This is a genomic window from Bacillus sp. 1780r2a1 (assembly GCA_024134725.1).
GTDB lineage: Bacteria > Bacillota > Bacilli > Bacillales > Bacillaceae_H > Priestia > Priestia aryabhattai_A.
In genome coordinates, this window is the sequence record CP099863.1 from 1147099 (window position 1) to 1169350 (window position 22252).

General features: G+C 39.4%; 24 protein-coding genes. 22 read left to right on the forward strand and 2 right to left on the reverse strand.

Annotated elements, in window-relative coordinates:
• Nucleotides 1–189: 189 nt before the first annotated feature.
• From NIZ91_05760 to NIZ91_05810, 11 genes are all read left to right on the forward strand, one after another.
• Nucleotides 190–954, forward strand: a complete 765-nt coding sequence (locus tag NIZ91_05760; GenBank protein USY56157.1) for a tyrosine protein phosphatase — start codon at nt 190–192, stop codon at nt 952–954.
• A 399-nt stretch (nt 955–1353) separates the two neighbouring features.
• The gene (locus tag NIZ91_05765) at nt 1354–3288 is read left to right on the forward strand and encodes an asparagine synthase-related protein (GenBank protein USY56158.1); all 1935 of its coding nucleotides are present in this window, start codon (nt 1354–1356) and stop codon (nt 3286–3288) included.
• A 14-nt stretch (nt 3289–3302) separates the two neighbouring features.
• Nucleotides 3303–3428 carry a paeninodin family lasso peptide gene (locus tag NIZ91_05770; protein USY56159.1) on the forward strand — a complete coding sequence of 42 codons (126 nt, stop codon included), beginning with the start codon at nt 3303–3305 and terminating at the stop codon, nt 3426–3428.
• A gap of 90 nt (nt 3429–3518) precedes the next feature.
• Entirely contained in the window at nt 3519–4448 is a 930-nt protein-coding gene (locus NIZ91_05775) for an aldolase (GenBank protein USY56160.1), read from the forward strand.
• Nucleotides 4445–4744 (forward strand): lasso peptide biosynthesis PqqD family chaperone, encoded by a 300-nt coding sequence (locus NIZ91_05780; GenBank protein ID USY56161.1) that lies wholly within the window; start codon nt 4445–4447, stop codon nt 4742–4744. Before NIZ91_05775 ends, NIZ91_05780 begins: the two co-directional genes overlap by 4 nt.
• 43 nt (nt 4745–4787) lie before the next feature.
• Nucleotides 4788–5273 (forward strand): lasso peptide biosynthesis B2 protein, encoded by a 486-nt coding sequence (locus NIZ91_05785; protein ID USY56162.1) that lies wholly within the window; start codon nt 4788–4790, stop codon nt 5271–5273.
• Between the two features lie 41 nt (nt 5274–5314).
• On the forward strand, nt 5315–7111 hold the full coding sequence (locus NIZ91_05790; GenBank protein ID USY56163.1) for an ABC transporter ATP-binding protein/permease: 1797 nt from the start codon (nt 5315–5317) through the stop codon (nt 7109–7111).
• A gap of 52 nt (nt 7112–7163) precedes the next feature.
• A complete protein-coding gene (locus NIZ91_05795; protein USY56164.1) occupies nt 7164–7511 on the forward strand; it encodes a helix-turn-helix domain-containing protein in 348 nt (115 codons plus the stop codon).
• A 55-nt stretch (nt 7512–7566) separates the two neighbouring features.
• Nucleotides 7567–8706, forward strand: coding sequence for a nucleotidyltransferase family protein (locus tag NIZ91_05800; GenBank protein USY56165.1), 1140 nt, complete (start codon nt 7567–7569; stop codon nt 8704–8706).
• Between the two features lie 228 nt (nt 8707–8934).
• Nucleotides 8935–9051, forward strand: coding sequence for a zinc-ribbon domain-containing protein (locus NIZ91_05805; GenBank protein ID USY56166.1), 117 nt, complete (start codon nt 8935–8937; stop codon nt 9049–9051).
• Nucleotides 9052–9709: 658 nt separating this feature from the next.
• Nucleotides 9710–10477 (forward strand): capsular biosynthesis protein, encoded by a 768-nt coding sequence (locus NIZ91_05810; GenBank protein ID USY56167.1) that lies wholly within the window; start codon nt 9710–9712, stop codon nt 10475–10477.
• Nucleotides 10478–10517: 40 nt separating this feature from the next.
• Here NIZ91_05810 and NIZ91_05815 read toward each other — a convergent pair whose 3' ends face one another.
• Together NIZ91_05815 and NIZ91_05820 are read right to left on the reverse strand one after the other, a co-directional pair.
• Nucleotides 10518–11372: an SDR family oxidoreductase gene (locus NIZ91_05815; GenBank protein ID USY56168.1), complete on the reverse strand. Its 855-nt coding sequence runs from the start codon at nt 11370–11372 to the stop codon at nt 10518–10520.
• A 96-nt stretch (nt 11373–11468) separates the two neighbouring features.
• A complete protein-coding gene (locus NIZ91_05820; protein USY56169.1) occupies nt 11469–11891 on the reverse strand; it encodes an Rrf2 family transcriptional regulator in 423 nt (140 codons plus the stop codon).
• A gap of 223 nt (nt 11892–12114) precedes the next feature.
• Between NIZ91_05820 and NIZ91_05825 the strand changes: the two genes are divergently transcribed.
• The 11 genes from NIZ91_05825 to NIZ91_05875 all read left to right on the forward strand — a co-directional run bounded on the left by NIZ91_05825 (nt 12115) and on the right by NIZ91_05875 (nt 22236).
• Nucleotides 12115–12540, forward strand: coding sequence for a hypothetical protein (locus tag NIZ91_05825; protein USY56170.1), 426 nt, complete (start codon nt 12115–12117; stop codon nt 12538–12540).
• A gap of 2 nt (nt 12541–12542) precedes the next feature.
• Complete coding sequence (locus tag NIZ91_05830; GenBank protein USY56171.1) at nt 12543–12806, forward strand: YwqI/YxiC family protein; 264 nt, start codon at nt 12543–12545, stop codon at nt 12804–12806.
• 55 nt (nt 12807–12861) lie between these two features.
• Nucleotides 12862–15057, forward strand: a complete 2196-nt coding sequence (locus tag NIZ91_05835; GenBank protein USY56172.1) for a T7SS effector LXG polymorphic toxin — start codon at nt 12862–12864, stop codon at nt 15055–15057.
• Nucleotides 15058–15065: 8 nt separating this feature from the next.
• Entirely contained in the window at nt 15066–15599 is a 534-nt protein-coding gene (locus tag NIZ91_05840; GenBank protein USY56173.1) for a SecY-interacting protein Syd, read from the forward strand.
• Nucleotides 15600–16064: 465 nt separating this feature from the next.
• Nucleotides 16065–16742, forward strand: coding sequence for a DUF4261 domain-containing protein (locus NIZ91_05845; GenBank protein ID USY56174.1), 678 nt, complete (start codon nt 16065–16067; stop codon nt 16740–16742).
• A 282-nt stretch (nt 16743–17024) separates the two neighbouring features.
• A complete protein-coding gene (locus NIZ91_05850) occupies nt 17025–18077 on the forward strand; it encodes a WXG100 family type VII secretion target (GenBank protein ID USY56175.1) in 1053 nt (350 codons plus the stop codon).
• Nucleotides 18078–18096: 19 nt separating this feature from the next.
• The gene (locus tag NIZ91_05855) at nt 18097–18399 is read left to right on the forward strand and encodes a contact-dependent growth inhibition system immunity protein (protein ID USY56176.1); all 303 of its coding nucleotides are present in this window, start codon (nt 18097–18099) and stop codon (nt 18397–18399) included.
• 119 nt (nt 18400–18518) lie between these two features.
• Nucleotides 18519–18962, forward strand: a complete 444-nt coding sequence (locus NIZ91_05860; protein USY56177.1) for an SMI1/KNR4 family protein — start codon at nt 18519–18521, stop codon at nt 18960–18962.
• 715 nt (nt 18963–19677) lie between these two features.
• Nucleotides 19678–20544, forward strand: coding sequence for an HNH/ENDO VII family nuclease (locus tag NIZ91_05865; GenBank protein USY56178.1), 867 nt, complete (start codon nt 19678–19680; stop codon nt 20542–20544).
• 15 nt (nt 20545–20559) lie between these two features.
• Nucleotides 20560–21009, forward strand: coding sequence for an SMI1/KNR4 family protein (locus tag NIZ91_05870; protein USY56179.1), 450 nt, complete (start codon nt 20560–20562; stop codon nt 21007–21009).
• Nucleotides 21010–21345: 336 nt separating this feature from the next.
• On the forward strand, nt 21346–22236 hold the full coding sequence (locus NIZ91_05875; GenBank protein ID USY56180.1) for a WXG100 family type VII secretion target: 891 nt from the start codon (nt 21346–21348) through the stop codon (nt 22234–22236).
• The last annotated feature ends 16 nt before the right edge of the window (nt 22237–22252 follow it).

Here is a 22252-nt window from a genome sequence, read left to right on the forward strand (position 1 = left end):
CTAATTATATCGGCAGGTATATGAAAAAATTAAGGCCTTTCGAGTCCTTTTTAGCACATTTCGCGTATTAATCCATCTTTTTCACTACCAAAAAATCACATATGTCGATGCGTGTCGGATACTATGTGTGAAAATACCTATTAAGTAGATTATAATAATATAGATAATGCATTAGTAAGGAGTAGACATATGATAGACGTTTATACAAACATTCTACCTCAATTTGGCAGCGGGCCAAAAGATGAGCGTGAGTTTTTACAAATGGCGCAAAAATTAGTAGATCAAGGCGTAAAGACCGTCATAGCAACTCCGTACTTTAACGGTAGTATGCAGGGGACGCATAAACATCAAATTCTTACATCTGTAGAAGAAGCAAATAGAAAGCTACAATCATCCTATTTACCTCTTACGATTCTTCCTGGTCAACGCATTTTAGCAACAGCGCACCTTTTACGCTCCAGTTCTCAAGAATATTTGACGCTAAGTGAAAAAGGGAAATATCTCTTTGTTCATATGCCTTTTGATAAGGGTGGAGAAGACTTTGAAACCATTGCCTACGAGCTGCAGTTAAAAGAGCTTGTGCCGGTAATCAGCGAGCCTGAGTGCTCTCAGTTCATTTTAAAGTATCCACAAAAGCTTTATCAGCTGGTGAAAAATGGTGCGATTGTACAAGTGTCCGCTCAAAGCTTAACTGGAAAAAATGGACGCAAAGCGAAGAAAGCTGCACTTCAGTTTTTAGAGCATGGCTGTGTTCACTTAGTGGCAACGGGAGCAGATGCTAAAAGCTATGAAAAAAGTTCACTACAAGATGCATACGAAGTGGTAAAAAAAGAATTTGGAAATGCAAAAGAGTTTATGCTTAGAGAGAATGCAGAAGCCATTGCAAATGGAGATGTGGTCTATCGCGAAAGACCTGAGCGAATGAAAACACAGAAGTTTTTAGGTATATTTTAAAAGAGTAAGGCATATAGCCAAGCTGGTTTGTTATATGGGGTTACGTGGCTCCATGTGTTCTCAATAGCGAACTAGTCATAAAAGCATTGGTCGAATTATGACTAATGCTTTTTTACATTTGTTTCTATTGTTTTAAAACCGTAACCTTCATCATATCATTTACTTTTCCCCACACCTAAACAGGTAATAGATACATATATCTTCTCTTTTTTGATTCATATTATCTAGTATAAAAGTATTGTTTTTGGCCGTTAATCCTGAAAAGCTAAGTTATGACTAGTCATAATAGGAATAAATTTGCTATTATGTCCTTAATTAAGAACAAAGGGCGATGAAATATAAACTTTATGTTCTTAATGAAGAACGAGTCCTATATCTTATGTCGTGAGAGGAGACAGAATGAGTGCCATAGCTGGAATTTATCATAGGAACAATAATCCGGTATCCCAAGAGAATATGATGAGTCTCCTGGAGTGCTTATCACAATATCAGGCAGATAACACAAGATCATGGAAAAAAGACAAGGTGGCGCTCATCAGTCATACACAATGGATTACACCGGAGTCCGTGGGTGAACAGCTGCCTTATTATGACTATGAAAAGCAGATCGCCGTCACGGCAGATGCAATTATTGATAATCGCGAAGAGCTGTTTAGGAAGCTACACGTTCATGATACACAGAGTACGATAACGGATAGTGAATTAATTTTACTGGCGTATGAGAAGTGGGAAGAAGAAGCGCCAAAGTTTCTAGTCGGTGATTTCGCTTTTGTCATTTGGGATGAGCGAAAGCAGCAGCTGTTTGCTGCCAGAGATTTTTCTGGTAACCGAACTCTTTATTTCTATAAAGATGACAGAAGATTCTCATTTTGTACAGCCATGAATCCGTTATTTTCTCTACCATACATAAAAAAAGAGATAAATGAAGAATGGCTTGCCGAGTTTTTAGCCATCCCCATTACGTTTGAATCGACGGATGCATCGTCAACGGTTTACAAAGCCATTCAGCAAGTGCCTCCGTCTCATTCCATTACGGTGCGTGGTAATACGTTTCAGCTTAAGAGGTACTGCACGCTCAATAGGCAAGAGCCATTGCGTTTAAAGTCGAATGAAGAGTATGAAGAAGCTTTTTACGAAGTGTTTCAACAAGCTGTGAATTCCAAACTGCGAACGCGAAAAAAAGTTGGCGCTCATTTGAGCGGAGGGTTAGATTCGGGTTCAGTAGCAAGCTTTGCTTCCCGAACTCTTTCTAAAGAAAATAAAAAATTACATACGTTTAGCTACGTACCGATAGATGGTTTTCAGGATTGGTCACCTAAAAGCAGAGTAGCCAATGAAAAACCTCTTATTCAATCGACGGTTCAGTACGTAGGGAACATAGAAGATAACTACTTCAACTTTGAAGAAAAAAGTCCGTTTTCTGAGATTGATGAATGGCTCGATATAGTAGAGGCGCCGTACAAATTCTATGAAAATAGCTTTTGGCTAAAAGGAATTTATGAGCAAGCCGCCAAGCAAGGAATGGGCGTTCTGCTAAATGGTCAAAGAGGAAACTGGACGGTGTCGTGGGGGCCGGCTCTCGATTATCAAGCAAAGCTGTTAAAGCGTGCCAACCTAGGTAGCTTTCTGCGTGAAGTTCATTTGTACAGTCGACAGTTAGGCGTCAAAAAATCGCGCGTTTTCCCTGTTGTAGCAAAGAAAGCGTTCCCGAAAGTGCATTCGCTGCTTTCAAAGAAGAGTCCACCACCTTTTACGCCGTTTATCAACCCAGACTTTGCGCAGAAGTTTCGCGTATACGACAAGCTGGAACAGCACGGAGTAAATACAAAAGGACTGTTGGATAAAAGTGCATACGAAATTAAAAGAATTCAATTTGCAAAGCCGTACTACTGGAGCATAAACGGAACGTATACGACTAAGCTATCTTTACATCACTCTCTGTGGGACCGGGATCCTACAAATGATTTAAGAGTTGTTCGATTTTGCTTATCCGTACCAGAAAACCAGTTTGTACAAAATGGCCAAGACCGATCGCTTATTAGAAGAGCAACCAAAGGCTTTCTTCCAGATACTATCAGGCTTAATCAAAAAGTAAGAGGTGTACAAGGAGCAGACGGAATTCAGCGCATGACGTCGGATTGGAGTCTCTTTATGAATGAAATGGAATTGGTGACGAAAGCGGACTTCATGTCAGGATACGTAGATATGGCCGTAATTAAATCCGCTATGGAAAATCTAAGAGACAACCCGCGGCCTGAATATGTATTTCATCATGATTTCAGAGTGCTCATGCGCAGTTTGATTCTCTATCGATTCATGAAAAGGCTGACTTGAAGGGAGGTGATACGATGAAAAGAGAATGGGAGAAGCCGGTATTAGAAGTACTTGATGTGAACATGACAATGGCTGGACCTGGATTAAGTATACCTGACGCGGTACAGCCTGATCCAGATGAAACAATTCATTATAGTTAATCTCAGGTAGTGAGTGGAAACGACTGCCCTTATACAAGTAAAGATGTATAAGGGTTTTCAAAAAAATTGATGACATCTGGAGTGAAATGAATGGTTAGGATACAAAACGTTTATGTTTATAGTGCTTTTGGGCTTGCGATTTCGAGCGAGCTGCCGCTTCCAGAATTAAACTCTCTTGATCTTCCAGGTGATAATATAGATGTTTCAATTAAACTAGCAGACTTCACAGAAACTAAAGTTCTTTTAAATCAAGAAAAAGGCTTCACCGTACACCAAGATGAAGTTGCGTTTGAAGTTCCGAATACAGCGCTTTTTTCAATACGAAACGGCAGCGAAATTATCGTAGTACCTCTAAAAGAATTTGACAAAGATCGAGTAAGACTTTACATCCTAGGCACTTGCATGGGGGTACTTCTCATGCAAAAGCGCATACTCCCTCTACACGGGAGCGCGGTAGCTGTGGACGGAAAAGCGTATGCGATTGTAGGAAACTCTGGTGCCGGTAAATCTACGTTAGCTTCGGCTTTTATTCAAGAAGGCTATAAGCTCATAAGCGATGACGTCATTCCTGTCACGTTTTCACAAGACAATGTTCCCCTTATCCAGCCATCTTATCCCCAGCAAAAGCTGTGGGAAGAAAGCTTAGCTAACTTCGGGATGGATAAAGGAAAATACGAGCCTTTATTTGAACGAGAAACAAAATACTCGGTACCAGTGAAAGCCAGCTTTTACAATGAGTCTCTTCCACTGGCAGGAATATTTGAACTTGTGAAAAGCACTTCAGAGTCTGCGGAGATTCGAAAAGCTGACGGGTTAGAAGGCTTCCGTATTTTGAATCACCATACGTTTCGAGGTTCGCTTGTCCAAAGGTTAGGGTTAAAGAAATGGCATTTCGAGTACTCCTCAACTATTTTAAGAAACGTTCCAGCGTTTCAGTTAATCCGGCCTGTTTTAAGGTTTACACCATACGAATTGGTAGCCAAAGTAGTAGATAGCATGAAAGAAGGAGGATTAGGATGACTAGAGTAAAACAACTTTCAATGAATCATCTTGTGACACAACGAGAAGGAAATATAGTCAGTGATATGGGTAATGAAAAAGTCATGCTCAATATTGAAAACGGGAAGTACTACAACTTAGGAACAACTGGAGGCGAGATGTGGGAGCTTATTGCTGCGCCAATCGCTGTGAGTGAAGTAGTTACGAAGATTATGACGAAATACGATGTGAGCAAAGAGCAGTGTGAAGAAGAGGTTCTGTCATTTTTAGAGCATATGTATGAGGAAAAGCTAGTTCAAGTAACGACTCAAAAGTAAATGCTTCTCTTCATTTAATAGTAAAGGGAGAGGAGTAGCTGGTATGAAACTAATAAAAAAAATGAGAAATTTTTTATGCTTAGAAACAAGTGAAAAGATACTATTGCTGGAAGCCTTGTATTACTTAGGCTATGGAAGGATTTTTAAAGCGCTTCCGTTTTCAAGAGTTGCTCCTACTCTAGGTGAGCCTATGACAGAAACAAGCTTTTCCGAAAGCACATCCGATTATGTTGTGCTGCAAAATATTTCAAAGGCAATCCATCGAATGAGTCACTATACGTTTTGGGAAAGCCAATGTCTAGTAAAAGCAGTAGCCGGTATGAAGATGCTAGAAAGACGCCAGATTGAAAGCACGCTTTACCTTGGAACCGGAAAGGATAAACAGGGAAAACTCATTGCGCATGCGTGGCTGAGAAGCGGATCTGTATACGTAACCGGTTCGGAAGGAAAAGAGCAGTTTACCGTGGTCGGGAAGTTTTCTAAGCGGATGAACAATAAAAAAACGACAATCACTCACAGCAAAACCTAAAGCATCATATACGGCTATGGGTTAGTCTAGGAGGACAGAACTTGGCACCACTATTATACTACGTAAAAAGATTACACCAATTTTCTGGAAAGATTCTTTATTTTAACCTATTTGGAATGGTGATTGTCAGCTTGCTTGAAGGAGTTGGCATTTTACTTATCATTCCCTTGCTGAGCATCGGAGGAATTATTGACGCGAGTGTTGGTTCAGACAAGCTACTCCCATTTTTTAATCTGTTTCATAACGTTCCTCACAGTCTCTATCTACCTTTTGCGTTAGGCCTTTATCTGTTACTGATTGTTGGACAAAACGTGCTGCAAAGAAGCCTATCGATTCGAGATGTAAGAATTCGAGAAAGGTTTAGCCGGCATTTAAGAATGGAGGTTTACAGCTCACTCCTTGCTTCTGAATGGGGGCTCTTTCTACGAAAAAGAAAATCAGATCTTACGAATCTCTTAACCGCTGAGCTAGCTCGTGTGATAGGCGGAATCAATTTTTTTCTTCAATTTATTTCAAACGTGACGTTTATGTTTATCCAAGTTGCTATCGCCTTATGGCTATCCGTAAACTTGACGGTTGTCATTTTGCTATTGGGCGTTATTTTGGGGTATTTTTCTAAAAGGTTCGTAAAGAGATCAAAATACTTAGGTCGTAGAACCTCTAAGCTTGGAGAAGAATACATGGCAGGCATAACGGATCAGCTAAATGGAATGAAAGATATAAAAAGCAACGCGTTAGAAGAGTCACATGTTAACTGGCTGCAATCCTTAACGCTTAAAATGAGTGACGAACAGCTAGAATATATTCGACTGAAATCAAGTTCCAAGCTTGTATATAAAGTGACGTCTGCATTTTTGATTGCCGTATTTATCTTTGTTTCCTTAGAATTTCTTCAAGCTCAACAAGAGCAGCTGTTACTCATCATTCTTATCTTTTCCCGCTTGTGGCCAAGATTTACTGCTATTCAGTCAAACGTTGAGCAAATAGCCGCAACCATTCCTGCTTGCCAATCTCTTCTGGAACTAATGGAAGACTGTAAAAAAAGTCGGGAATTTACGAAAGAAACAACCAAAGCAGCCGCAAATCGTTCTAGTAATCAGCGAGAGATAGAATGCAAAGATGTATATTTCCGTTACAAACAAGACAGTGAAAGCTATGTGCTAAAAGGAATTAACCTTACCATTCCTCCTAGGCAAATGACGGCTATTGTAGGTCCATCGGGAGCTGGAAAAAGTACGCTTATCGACGTGTTAATGGGGTTGAATTCACCTGAAAAAGGAAGCGTCTTAGTAGATGACAATGAACTAAAAGGAGACGTCGTTTTATCGCTAAGGCAGTCCATTAGCTACGTGCCTCAAGATCCCTTTTTGTTTCATGCAAGCGTAAGGGAGAACTTACTGATGGTGAAGCCTGAAGCAAGCGAAAATGAATTATGGAAAGCGCTTAAATTTGCTGAGGCAGAACAGTTTGTGAAGGAATTGCCGCAAGGGCTCGATACGGTCATTGGAGACCGAGGAACAAAGTTATCGGGCGGAGAGCGTCAGCGCCTCGTTTTGGCAAGAGCTATTTTAAAAGAGCCATCTGTACTTATTCTAGACGAAGCAACAAGCGCATTGGATACAAACAATGAAAACAAAATTAAAGAATCACTTGAGCGTTTAAAAGGCGAAATGACGATTATCGTTATTGCTCATCGCTTGTCAACGATAGAAGCTGCTGACCAAATTGTTGTGTTAGAAAAAGGCGAAATTACGCAAAAAGGCACGTTTCAGCAGCTTGCTGCTCAGCCAGCCGGTACGTTTAGGGAGCTGTTAAAAGGTCAGCTAGAACTGGTATAAGTGAGAGCTGTTTTAATCACCATAAATTTTGTAAGGAGAGTGCGAAAATGTCATGATTGGTTCCCGTGTTAAAGAAATAAGAACGCAAAAGCACATATCGCTTACACAGCTTGCAGAACGATCTAAGATCACGAAATCGTATTTAAGTAATTTAGAACGTAATATTTGTGATAATCCAACAATTGATATTGTGCAAAAGCTAGCTGCTGGTCTTGGGGTTTCTCCTGTATCTCTTATTGGGTGGAGAGATACGTATAAAGAAAGAGAAAGCATTAGTAGTGTAAAAAATGAAATCATTCACATGGAGCTTACGCAGCTGGAGGAATTAAAAAAACATGTGGATTTAGTTATTTTCAAAAAAAAGAAGCTTCCTTTAGGTGATTTTCATGAATTTCTTTAATTTATTACAAGTTTGAGAGGAAGTTTCTTAAAAAATAAAGGCAGGTATAAAAGAAATGATGAGTAATCATTCTAAATTAGATTTAACCGTTTTATCTAAGGAGCTAAAGCTTTTAATCCAGCTAGTAAAATCAAAGAATGAATTGAAAGACATAGGCCAGCTTCAGAATATTGACTGGCGCTTATTTTTAGATTTGGTTCATCACCATAGATGCCAGCCCATCATTTATTTGAAACTAAAGGACATGCCCCAAACAATCGTTCCGTTAGAAATTATCCAAGCCTTACAGCAGACGTACACAAAAAATACATTTAAGATGCTTCAGCTCAGCGGAGAAATGGAGCAGATAAGCAAGCTATTTGCTGAAAATGAAGTCAAAACGTTGTTTTTAAAAGGTCCAGCTCTTGCTCATCACTTGTACGGGGATATTTCGCTTCGAACGTCAAAAGACTTAGATGTTTTAGTTCGGGAAACAGACTTAGACAAAGTAGATGCGCTGCTTTTAGCTTCTGGCTACGTAAAGGATGGAGCGCCTTCTTTATTAAATGGAACAAAAAGAAAGACACACCATGTTGAGTACGTGCATTCCCAAAAGAAAATTCAAATTGAAATTCACTGGCGATTACATAACCCTCCGGTGAAAGAGCCGTCTTTTGACGAGCTTTGGCAGCGAAAAAGCCGCAGCGCTCTGACAAGCTCTCCTGTCTTTTTTTTAGGTGAAGAAGATTTGTTTTTGCACCTTGTGGTTCATGGGGCACGTCACGGCTGGTTCCGCCTGCGCTGGCTAGTAGATATGGATAAAGTGTTTCAAAAAAAGCTAGATTATCAACAAGTAAAGGTATTAATGAAGAAATTAGGTTATGCTCACCTAGTCGGGCAGGCAATGATTTTAAGTTCTCAGCTGCTGAATACACCAGTTAACAAGGAGCTAAAAGCAACAACAGAAGGTTCCCGACCAACGAAGCTAGCAGAAAAAGCATATGTATATATTTGTGATTCTAAAGAAATTACATCTATCATTTCATACTTACTTTCGTTAAAGTCTCCTGTTCAAAAAGTTGGTTATTTAATGACGGTAGCTTATCCAAGCTACAAGGATGCAAAGTTACTGCCATTACCAAAACCTCTTCATTTTCTCTATTTCCTGCTGAGGCCATTTTTATGGATGGGAAGGAAAGTAAAGAAGCTCTCATAGTAAGCAAACAAGAAGAAAGGGTTAGTACTGCTATTCAATCTAAAGGTGGAAGAGCAGCGAATGTCAGCATTCGCTGCTCTTTTTGCTTTAATGAAAATTGCTAATTAATGATGTTAGTGAAATGCATTTCAACTCTTCCGCATACATATAAACGGTGACAATATACCCGTTGTGCAGTGAGTGGGAGACACACCTTGAAAATTATGTATGAGTAAAGGGGAATGAGGCATGGGAGCATTTTGTAGAGAGTGTGGCAAGCAGCTACCCGAAAATGCGGTCGCTTGTCCAAGTTGTGGAACGATGGTAAAAGAAAAAGAATGGCTTCTTGCCATTCTTTTTGTTTAGGTCTAATTTCCTGAGTGTCAATTCGTTCTATGCAGGCGTTTCTACAATATGTAAAATATATGAAGATACGAAAAAATGGAGGGTTTCTATGCAGGCAGAGCAAAAAAGAAAAGAGTCGAAGTTGAGTGTTGTTTTTGATTTCATCTTTTCAGGTTCCATCATTATAGCAATCTTAGTTCTAATTTATAGTTCGTTATTTACGGGTTCATGGTGGATTGGCCTTATTTTTATGATTTTGTATTCAAGGTTTTATAAAAAATGCAACGACCAAATTATTTGGGTTATAATCTTTGGCACAGCTTTCCTTATACTCGGAGCGCTCTTTTTTGGGTAAGGAAGCTAAGAGCTGTGAAACAAGATAGAAAGATAGTCAGCAGGACTCGCCGGTTCGGACATTCATGTAGTACTCTCTCGTTCGTTACAGCTTTTGTCTTTTTATGTTGAAACTCTATTGAAGATAGGATTGAACCTGTTTCCAGCTATATTTGTTTCTTTCAAACGATTAATAAGCGAATTTGGTGGATTTTGTTAGGACTTTTCGTATTTCTTGTAATTGTACGAATGATTGTTGGATAAGTTGTCGAGCGAATTCCATAGAGAATCTCCGTGAAACATCGTATGATAAAGATAGACAATTTGTGGAGGAGGGCATTGTTCAATGATTGATCTTCAAACCTTTATTTTGCCGAACATTGATAATGGACCAAGAGATGTGCAGACGTTTACGAATATGGCGCGTTCGCTTGTGAAAAAAGGCGTTCACTCCGTCGTCGCCACTCCGCTGTTTTGGGAAGAGTCCGACGTGACGCGCCATGAGCTTATTTTGTATGCGAGCGCCGCCAACGATTGGTTAGAAGAAGCGCTTATTCCACTTCGCGTTTTGCCAGGACAGCTCGTACCTGCCTCGCCTCAGCTACTTAAACACTATGAAAAACAAAAGCTTCTTACACTGAACCATACGGACAAATATCTACTAATGTCCCTACCTTATCATACGCTACCAGCGAATCTCGACAGCTTACTCTACGACCTGCAGCTTCAAGGAATTGTACCAATCTTACAAGCACCTGAACGTCATCCAGTCTTTCAACAGCACCCAGATAAACTCTACGACCTTGTGAAAAAAGGCTTTGTAACGCAGCTTAGCGCTGGAAGTATTCTTGGACTTAACGGAAAGCAAGCGCGCAAATCTGCTTCAACCTTTATCAAGCACAGACTCGCTCACGTTATCGCATCAGGCGTAGACGAGCGAACGTATTGGGATTATTCTCTTTCAAAAGCCTACGACGTTATTTCCGATCAGTATGGAACGGGCCAGCTCTATACGTTTATGGAAAACGCGGAAGCAGTCATTGAAGGAATGGCTCTTGCGATGGAGGAGCCAGAAGCGGTGAAGAGAGGGAAGATTTTTAAGCTTTGGGCATAGAAAAAAGGAGAGCACACGCGGCTCTCCTTTTTGATGCCTATTAATCTACCAACGCCTGAACGAATACATCAAGCGGTTGTGCTGTGCGGCCGAGCAGCTTTTCTAAGTCAGTGCTTTCTACATTAAGAGAACCTTGACGAATTGGCTCTTGCATCTCAACAAGCATATCAACAACAAAGCCTGGTAAGCCAGCTCCACTTAGTGCTTCTTTAAATCCAGCATCGTCTACGTTTACGACTTCCACGTCTTTTTTAAGCACGCTGCTTGCGATAGCAGCAAGTTCATTTTGAGTGCGCGGCGTGCCTGCTAGTTCATACACGGTATTTTCGTGACCTTTGCCAGCTAAAACAACAGCTGCTGCTTGGGCATAGTCACTTCGTAACGCCCAGCTGATTTTCGCGTCACCTGTTGGATTTAGCCAAGGCGCTCCGCGAAGTACGCCTTGAACCGTACCGGCTTCATTTTCTACATACCAGTTGTTGCGAAGAAGAGCATAAGCAATGCCTGATTCCTGAATAGCTTTTTCCGTTGCGCGATGAACTTTTGCAAGGGGAAGTGTGCTTTCATCTGCTTTTGCGACGCTTGTATAAGCGATGAACGAAACGCCCGCTTGCTTTGCCGCTTCAACAGCAGCTTGATGTTGACGAATGCGCGTTTTATTATCTCCATCCGTGGATACAAGCAGTAAACGATCAATATCAGCAAACGCTTCAGCAAGCGTTTCAGGTTGATCAAAATCACCGTGACGTACGTCAATTCCTTTTTCTTTTAGGTGCGCTGCCTTTTCAGGATTTCGTACGCTCACTGCTAAATTTTCTACAGGTACCGTTTGTAAAAGAGTTTCAACTACAATGGAACCAAATTGTCCTGTTGCTCCTGTAACTAATAGCTTCATCTGTTCATTCCTCCACTTTGTTTTATATTTATAACCACACTAGTTATAACTAAAATGGTTACAACTAATGTTTTAAAAAAAGCTCATAAAAGAGCTTTAGTTAACATGTGCTTTTTCAATCATCATTTGAATCGTCGTTTTGTTCAATCGTTCTTCCATGGCAGCCTGCGCTTCCTGCAGCTCCGCAGAAAGAGAATCTTCAATCGTTCTTCCCACCGGACATAAGATATTTGGCTTTTCATGAATATTAAACAACTGTCCACTTTCAACCACATCGACCGCTTTGTAGACATCGAGTAGGGTAATAGCCGACGGTTCTTTTAAAAGCGACGCTCCGCCAACACCTGCGCGAACGTCAATTAAGCCAGCTTTTTTCAACATGCTCATAATTCTTCGCACAACGACAGGGTTTGTGTTCACGCTTCCTGCAATAAAGTCGCCCGTGCATTCACTGGGTGCGACCGCAATTAGAGTTAAAGTATGAACGGCCATGGAAAATCGGCTGCTAATTTGTTTCATTGCTTATCACCACCGTTGTAACCATTATAGTTACAATGTAATTTATTTGTCAATAAAAAATATACAATGAAGAAAATAATGGAATATGTATAGGTCTTTCATCTAATCATTTCCATTTAAATCACAAATATTAGTAGAAAAAGAGAGGTTCTTCCTATTCAGAACCATTATTCGTTATTTTATACTATAAAATATGGAAAAATACTGTGCGGAGGTGCGGTCAGTGGATTACGCAAAGATTATTGCTGGGCTATCAAGTACGATTTCTCATCAAGCAGCGGAAGTGAATGAAAAAATTCGGCTGTTGGAGTCTGCCAAGCAACAAGTGACGTCAGAGAGAACGCTCTCCATGAACGATATGAGCTTAGTAACCAATCCAGAGCTTGGAGAAGGATGGAAAGGAAAGCGAGCGACTTCATTTGATGAACAGCGTGAAAACGCCAAAGAAGAGCTGAAGCGAATTTTACACGATGAGTATGAAGACTACTTATCGGATATTGAATCGGCAATTGTGAAGCTTGAAAGTCAACAGCTTTTATTAAATGGGCTGAGCTTCGTGGCAACGGAAGCAAGTTCGCTTGTACATAAAGGAGAAGAAGCAGCGGAGGAGCTGCATCGAAAGATTAGTCACATCAGAGGGAGGCTGTAAGCATGGGAAACACCATTAAATTAAACTATGAATCGGTCATGAATGAGCTAAACGCGTTAAAGGCAGCGAAAGATGACATCGTCGTAAAGGAAATGAAGAGCGTTGGAGACAATCGTTTGCAAATTACGGAGATGATGAAAAACCAAGAGATGGAAATCCAGCAGCTTATGACGAATTATATTCAGCTTCTCACTAAGCAAATAGCGGATACGGAAAGCAACCTCAAACAGCTAAAAGAGCAGGATGAGATGATAGCGCGCAGCTAGGACGTGAGATGAAAGATAGATAGAAAACGTATATAATAGAGAGGAGCTTTTTGGAGTGCAAAACGCTGTATATGATGCGAGCGCGCTGCTAGAGACAGCAAAAGAGCGCATCAGTTCATATAACGAAATGGAAAAGCAACTACTAACGTTACAAAAAGCGTTTAAGCGAATCGCCGCTTTAGATGAGGATCTTCAAGGAAAAGGCGCAGACAATATTAAAGCTTTTTATCAAAGCCACGCAGAGATTGCTAATCAGTGGCTGAACTTAATTGAAACAAACCGAGCTTTTTTTGAAACCATTGAAGCGAAAATGGGAACTTCAGAGCTTGAAGGAAGTACATTTGTAGCGGAAGCGTTTCTAGACCAAAACGTTCATCAAGGAAACATGCAAGCTAAGCAAATGATCATCCAGCAGCAAAACGCTCTGCAGGATATTTTCTATACGATTGACCATATCCTACCGCTCAACGTCTTTTCAAGTGCTAAGTACAATCAGTACCTAGAAGAAGCGGAACAAGAGCGAAAGGATACGCTCCAAGCCGTGAATCAGCTAGACGCGGATCTCGTTCAAGAATACCAAGGGCTGTCATTCTTCTATAATATGGTCACCCAAAACATTCAAGCCGTCACAAGTTCCACAAGCCAAGCAGGAAACGCGACGCCTCTTTACTTTGACCTTGATGCCTATAAAGCAAGCCCAGTGTATGGCATGCAGGGAGAAGCTAACAGCCGCGCCGTTTCGTATGTGGAAGCCAAAGAAGCCGAGCGAAAAGCCTACGAAAATCAAAAGAACATTCAAGCGCAAGAAAGCTTCACGCTTGAAGTATGCGAAAACCCACATGCCAAGAAGAAAGAAGAAAAAGGATTTTGGGGTGCGGCTTGGGGAAGCGTCACAAGTGGCGTTGAACATGCATGGGATAAGACAACGGATGGTTTTCACGCAGGCGTTGACCAAGTCACCCACGGAGCAGAAGCTGCTTGGACCGCGACAAAAACAGGGTGGAACACCGGCGTACAAGCTGTTTCAGACGGCGTAAAGGAACTGAAGCACACAGCTCATGAAACGTGGGCAGATGTCCAATCCCAAGCAGCAGCTGGGCTTGCAAAAGCGAAAGTGAGCACAAAGCTTGCCATTGAAGTGTCCAAAGAAAGCTGGAAAGTTGGCGCTGAAAACATCAAGCAAGGAACAAAAACCGCGCTAGACGTCACAAAACGAAGCTGGGATGGCGTCGCTGGCGGAGCGACAGATGCCGGTGTCGATACGTGGAATGATCTCGTACATATGGTAGAAGACCCAAAAGGAACGTTACAAAGCATTGGAGAAGGAGCACAAGCCGTTTGGGATGATCCAAAAGGCGTAGCTAAAACCATCGGTAACGAAATTAAAGACTCTTGGAATGAACAGGTTATAAATGGCGATGCCGAAAGCAGAGGCCACTACTTTTCCTACCTAACCGCTAACGTTGCCATGAGCATAGTCGGCACAAAGGGAGCGGACAAGCTCGCAAAAACGACGAAGCTTGAACAACTCAGCGGTGTTGCCACGAAGAAACTGAATGAAGGTGCCGCAGCCATTAACGTGCGTACGCAGTCAGCTCTGCAGAACTTGGGTCTAAATAAGCTGGATAATCGTTTAGCGTATCCAGGTGTTGGATCTGTGAAGGGGAATGGCGGGTATCAGTTTATTGAGCGTGTGGATGGTGGTAATGGGGTTGGGACGAAGGTTAGGGATGAGAAAGTTGCTGAGGGTACTAAAGGAACGGTTAAGAAGATAGAAGATATTAATGACCCTATTAGAACATATCGTGGTGTGGACCTTCAAAATATAGATCCAATTTATATTGCAGATCAACGTACAGTTGTTGAGATGCCATTTGGTGGAAAAGGTGAAAAATACACTAATGCTGAGGGGTGGAGACGTGATCTAAAGTATTTTTGGAGTGAACTACTTGATAGACACCCAGAAGCGTTTAGCCCAAATAATAGAGCAATAATAGAGGGAAGGAATCCGTTTACCGATAGTCCAGTTAATGATAAGGTATTTAGGGAATATTTCTCCCAGTATGATTTTAAAGGTGTTAAAGGAGACAAATTAATTCATCACCATATTGGTGGAGGTGGACAAGCGTTTCCAGTGCCTCAAAAATTACATCCAGGTTCCGGTGGAATTCATAATATAGAAAAAGAAGCAGGAATATGGGGGAAAGATAAAGTTTACTCAGAGTTATTACAGAAATTTATTAAGGAGTGATTTCCAATATGAAAGAGGTTATAAAAGCTTATTTTGAAAGATTTGTAGATAAATGGATGGAATACAATAATTCATTACCTAAAATAGTATGGAACGAAGATGTGGCTGAATTTATATACTCCGGTACAGAAGACGAATATGGATATATTTCTTGGAAACCAATGGAGAAGAGTATGAAATTTAACTTCGATGAAATTGAAGGTCAATATAATGTTCAGTTACATAATTCAGTTAAGGAGTATTTTAATTCGTATTGGTTTTTAGAATTAACAGGCTGGATTTCTTCTTATAATGTTAATTTACACCCTGTTATTCCAGGAATTGAACCAGATTATTTCATTTCGCTTGTTAAAGACTATGTAGAATCTAAAGAATTTACTTTTAAGTATATACCAATCGGTTATGAATCAAATGGGATGTTATTAGTAGTAAACAACAATACAGGTGAGATTTTTGTTGAAGATTTTGAGTTAAATGAGTACAAAAAGATAGCCAATAGTTTAGAAAGTCTCATTTTACATTTGAAATTTAAGGACGAATAATGGAAATTCAATAAGTGACAAAGTAATTAAAAAAAGACTTAATTTGGGATTGTCTTGCACTATTTTTAATGTAGCTTTAAAAGCAGAAATACTAATTTGCTTTGATAATAAAAACCATAACCTAAAATGTTACCGCATGCAGAATTTTGGGCGGAAAGAATTCATCGGACAATTTTGAATTCAAGAGGTTTAGTAGCACCTTATGTTAAGGCATTAGAAAATGTAAATAGCTCAACCAAACAAGTAATTAAGGAAATTCTTGTTGAAATAAGAGAGGACGATCCAGATTTATATTTAGAAAAAGTTAATTCAGTCTTAGATACATTAAAGTGAAATAAGAGGTTGGAGAAGTAGTAAATATTTAAAATAATAATTGAGATAATAGGTGATATTATGGTGGAAGTGCCAAAGATTATTTTGGGAGTACCTGGATTTTAGGGAAATAGAGATGAATTTAGAGAGGCAATGGCTAGAAATGGTAATGGTTATATATATATGGGTAATCATATAGGAAACTTTGAAAAACCAGAGGTATTCTTTGAAGTAGAAATCAGTGATTATAATCATTATGTGGCTGAAGCTTTTGAGATAGCAGGAAATGAATCGTTTACTAAAGAAGATATAAACAATTTGAAAAAACACAAAAGTATTGTTTATATTATTGGGGAAGGCGGTTCTTTAGACAAGGCCATGAAAATTATGGAGGTTGCTAGCGCTGTATTACATGCAGGGGGAATTGCGGTAAATGTTGAATCTTCTGGAAGAGCTCGTACAAAGAATGACTGGTTGGATATAACAAGTAGTAAAGAAATTACAAGAGTATTTACTGCGTTTATTCAGATGGCTCGTGAAAATAATATTTTTTACACTACTGGTATGCATAATTTTGGGTATCGTGATGTTATAACACCATCTGAAGGTATAACTGGGAATGAAGTCGAGAAATTATTTAAAGTGTTTTGTTTATATAACCTTATAGAAAATCCAAAAATGAATGATGGAGAAACCTTTAGTTTAGACCCAAATTCTCCTGTATACTTATTGAAACAAGAAAACTGTACAATGTTTGAGGAAGATGATCCATTTTATAATCCATACGGAGTGTGGAACTTAGTTCGTCATCATAGACCTGAAAATAAATGATGATATTTTATTGGAGAATTCACTGAGATGCTAATCGTTTTATCTTAACCAGTTTCCAAAACCTCAAGAAATTTCATGACATACGCAAAGTCAATTATTACTAGCATAATGTTGACAACTTTTCATTTGAAATCATGTAGTTTCACAGCACTTCCCGTTCAAAAAGCGGTGAGTGCTTTTTTAGTTCAATAATCTCCTTGTGACTGGTGTGATACACTACATGTATACAAAAAGGTATAGGGTGTCAAAGGCAAACCAGAATCTAATCTCGCAAAAGCGAAAGTGAGCACAAAGCTTGCCATCGAAGTGTCCAAAGAAAGCTGGAAAGTCAGCGCTGAAAACATCAAGCAAGGAACAAAAACCGCGCTAGACGTCACAAAACGAAGCTGGGATGGCGTCGCTGGCGGAGCGACAGATGCCGTTGTCGATACGTGGAATGACCTCGTACATATGGTAGAAGACCCAAAAGGAACGTTACAAAGTATTGGAGAAGGCGCACAAGCCGTTTGGGATGATCCAAAAGGCGTAGCTAAAACCATCGGTAACGAAATTAAAGACTCTTGGAATGAACAGGTTATAAACGGCGATGCAAAAAGCAGAGGGCACTATTTTTCCTACCTAACCGCTAACGTTGCCATGAGCATAGTCGGCACAAAGGGAGCGGACAAGCTCGCAAAAACGACGAAGCTTGAACAACTCAGCGGTGCCGCCAAGAAGAAACTGAATGAAGGTGCCGCAGCCATTAACGTGCGTACGCAGTCAGCTCTGCAGAACTTGGGTCTAAATAAGCTGGATAACCGTTTAGCATATCCAGGTGTTGGATCTGTGAAGGGGAATGGCGGGTATCAGTTTATTGAGCGTGTGGATGGTGGTAATGGGGGTAATCAGAAGACTGGGGAGAAAGCTATTGCCAAGGGTATACATGATGTTAAACCAGGAGATACAAGTTCTCTTGCACCTGGTGGTGGATTGGCTGCACATGAGCTAAAAGGTGGTCATTTAATTGAAAGACACGTTGGAAAAACTGATGAAGAATTACTAGAAAGAATAAAAAATAATCCTAGAATTAACGGCTCTTCTACTTTTACAGATAGGGCTACTGCTGAGAAAGTTGCTAGTAAGGTTTTAAGCAATCTAAATAACAAAAAAGCAGTTGCGGCTTGGATAAGTAATCCTCAAAGTAAGTCAAAGTTAGTGTTATCTTATGAAGGAGCTGAAGTTATTGGACGTGGAGTAAAAAGAGATTCTACAACTGTTGAAAGTATGACAAATGCTAGAATTGTCTTGAAAAAGGATGGAGCAGGGAATTATATTCTAACTGGATATCCAAACTAATACTAAAGGGTGAGATGTTATGTTGTCTTCTAACAAATTAGAAGAACCTGTTTTTCAGTTCTTGGCTGGAACTTTTCATCAAGATATTGATTCTCCAGAAGAGGCCTTACAAGAATTATTAACAGAGGAAAGTAAAGAGTATCTGGAATTTGCTATTATTTTTTTAACAGATTTTATTGGAAGTGACTATTCAGATATAGAAAAGAATGAATATATTCAATCTTGTGCGGATGGTGTGTACTTTCCCGCTACTGGTTTAGAACCACTTCAGTGGCTCTATCAGATTATTGAACAGATAAGAGAAGCTGTTAAAACAAAATAACATTATTAAAAAACCTTAATTGGCTAAAAGCCTTTCAAGGTTTTTCTATGTTTTTACACTTGTAAAGAATATTGGAAAGCAAGATATGCTAATGAAATGATTAAAAGGGGGATAATTGAATGAAAATAGAATTGTTAAATGCAATTGATGAAGAGCTTGAAATGTGCCCAGAAGCATTTGGAGGGACTGTTAATATTGAGGAAGTAATGCAAGCTGAAGTTGAGCTAAAAGTGAAATTACCTGAGGACTTTAAAATGTTTCTTTTGAAGTATGGTTCAGGAGCAGTTGGTGAAGCTATTGTTTTAGGATTGAGAGAAGCAGAGTTTGTTGCTACACCATCATTTGTAGAGAAATCTCTACAGTTTAGAAATATTCTTCCTGAAGGGTATGAGAATTTTATTGTTATTGGAGTAGACAGTGCAGGGAATCCAGTAGGTTTTAATTCCCCTAATACAGAAATCATTACATTTGATTTTGATTTTGGTGGAAAAGAGATTATAGCAAGCAGTTTTGAAGAGTATTTAGAAAAGGCTCTTAAAGAAGAGATAAATATACATTTTTAATGAATTAGATGGCTACTTAGAAAATTAATGGGACCTTCAATAATTTTGTGTAAATACGAATTTGTTGTTCTTATAGATATTATTCACTAGTTTGTTTTAAACATCATTTGTAGCTCTGCTCGAGCTTGAACAAGATCTGTTGTAAATTGATTCATAGGAAGACCTTCTTTCTTTGAATTGGTTGTGGTGATTTAATTCTAAAAGAAAAGGTCTTCCTTTTTGTATTTGTTCATTTATCCAAAATATTTTATTCTCTTTTAATAATTCAAATTGTTTAAAATAATTTGAATTATAAGGAGAATGATAGATGAGTAATGTAGCAATTAAAATAAGCTCTGATGGTCCATACCTGACGAAGTATAATTTGCAAGATTAAGTGAAAACAGAATTAGTTTTAAAAATAATTAAGCGGGCGCTTAGTAGTGTTAAGGAAGTAAATAAAGCAAAAAAACTAAAAGAATTAAAATTTAACTAAAAGCACTTGCCTTTTAAAAAGACAACGAGTGCTTTTTTATTTGAATAAATAATCTATGGCTAATCTGTACAATACATATATAAGTTATAGGGTGTTCAAGCTCAAGCGTGTTGGGAAGTCAGCATTGAAAACATCAAGCAAGGAACAAAAACCGCGCTAGACGTCACAAAACGAAGCTGGGATGGCGTCGCTGGCGGAGCGACAGATGCCGGTGTCGATACGTGGAATGATCTCGTACATATGGTCCAGCATCCAGTCGAAACAGCAGAAAGCATCGGTGAAGGAGTCAAAGCCGTTTGGGATGACCCAAAAGGTGTAGCTAAAACCATCGGTAACGAAATTAAAGACTCCTGGAACGAACAGGTTATAAATGGCGATGCCGAAAGCAGAGGCCACTACTTTTCCTACCTAACCGCTAACGTTGCCATGAGCATAGTCGGCACAAAGGGAGCGGACAAGCTCGCAAAAACGACGAAGCTTGAACAACTCAGTGGTGCCGCCACGAAGAAACTGAATGAAGGTGCCGCAGCTATTAACGTGCGTACGCAGTCAGCTCTGCAGAACTTGGGACTGGATAACCGTTTAGCATATCCAGGTGTTGGATCTGTGAAGGGGAATGGCGGGTATCAGTTTATTGAGTGTGTGGATGGTGGTCATGGGGTTGGGACGAAGGTTAGGGATGAGAAGGTTGCTGAGGGTACGGGTAAAGAATATAAAAACTATAAGGATGTAGAATATACTGGAACAACTAAAGTTAATGGAGAAGTAAGGGATATTAGCAGACGGGTTTTTCAAAGGTTAGATATTGATTATATGAGAATTGACCCTAAAACTGGTATGACAAATCTCCAATTAATGAAAAAAGGAAGAGCACCAATTTGGCAAGATGGGACTGCTATAGAACTTCATCATTTAATTCAAAGAGAGCCCGGATCAATGGTGGAGCTCCCGGATAGTATGCATAAGGAGTATGATAAAATATTGCATCGCTTAGTGGAGAATGGTGGAAGCTTTAGAAACGACCCTGTGTTAAAAAAGCAATATGAAAATTTCAGGTCGAAATATTGGAGATGGAGAGCTAAGCAAATAGATAAAGCTGAATTATAAAAGGAGGAATTTTGAATGAATAAAGAGGAATTAACCAATTTTATTAAGATAAATATGGAATCAGATGACTTTACTGGTGGAGTAGATAAAAAACAAGTTGATTATGTTCAAGATACCCTACAGTTAAAATTGCCAGAAAGTTATAAGTGGTTTTTAACTAATTATGGCTCCGGTGGGTTATTTGGTGTTGATATTTTAGGGGTTGCTAAGTCTAATATAGCTTCTGTTGTTATTGAAACAGAGAGTTATAGGGATTTAGGAATGAGTGAGAATTTAGTAGTTATTGAAGATATTGGGGAATATGCTTATTGTCTAGACACTAGTAATATGGAAAACAAGGAGTGTCCAGTAATAGCATGGGATAGACAAGGTGGACTTGATGACTACAATACAGCAAAGAATTTTTATGAGTTTTTATCACAAAGGTTATTGAATGCAAAAGAAGCATGGGAAGAAGAGTTTTAATATAGATAAATAGAAAGAAATTATAAATGAGATTGCTGAAAATCACAAACTTTTGATGGTTGTACCATTAAGAGTTTGTATAATGATATTTTTTATAAAAAATTGCCATATAATTATGCGGGATGCCGTTTTAATCTAATGGAGTATTTTATATAGCTAACTATAAAGCACTTGGTTTTCTGATAGGCAACAAGTGCTTTTTGTAAATAAGGATTGTAATAGAGTATGAAGTAATGAAGATGGTTTTAAAGTTCGTTACTCAAGTAGATAAACAATCAGCATAATGTAAAAGACATGACGCACACAGTTAACGAGACGTAGAATGACCTCGTACATATGATCCAGCATCCAGTCGAAACAGCAGAAAGCATCGGTGAAAGAGTCAAAGCTGTTTGGGATGATCCAAAAGGCGTAGCTAAAACCATCGGTAACGAAATTAAAGACTCTTGGAATGAACAGGTTATAAACGGCGATGCAAAAAGCAGAGGGCACTATTTTTCCTACCTAACCGCTAACGTTGCCATGAGCATAGTCGGCACAAAGGGAGCGGACAAGCTCGCAAAAACGACGAAGCTTGAACAACTCAGCGGTGCCGCCACGAAGAAACTGAATGAAGGTGCCGCAGCCATTAACGTGCGTACGCAGTCAGCTCTGCAGAACTTGGGCCTGAATGGACTGGATAACCGTTTAGCATATGCAGGTGTTGGATCTGTGAAGGGGAATGACGGGTATCAGTTTATTGAGCGTGTGGATGGTGGCAATGGGGGTAATCAGAAGACTGGGGAGAAAGCTATTGCCAAGGGTATAGATGATGTTAAACCAGGAGATACAAGTTCTCTTGCACCTGGTGGTGGATTGGCTGCACATGAGCTAAAAGGTGGTCATTTAATTGAAAGACACGTTGGAAAAACTGATGAAGAATTACTAGAAAGAATAAAAAATAATCCTAGAATTAACGGCTCTTCTACTTTTACAGATAGGGCTACTGCTGATAAAGTTGCTAGTAAAGTTCTTAATAACTCTAAGAATATCGAAAAAATTCAAAAGTGGCTATCTGACTCAAATAGTAGACCTAAATTACAATTAAAATACCAGGGTGACGGAGAAATAATTGGCAAGAGTGTTTCAAGAAATTCGGAAGTAGTGGAGAATGTAACAAACGCAAAGATTATTCTAAAAAAGAGTAACGATGGTAATTTTATTTTAACAGGATATCCTGTTAAATAGAAAGAAGGGAAAGGTT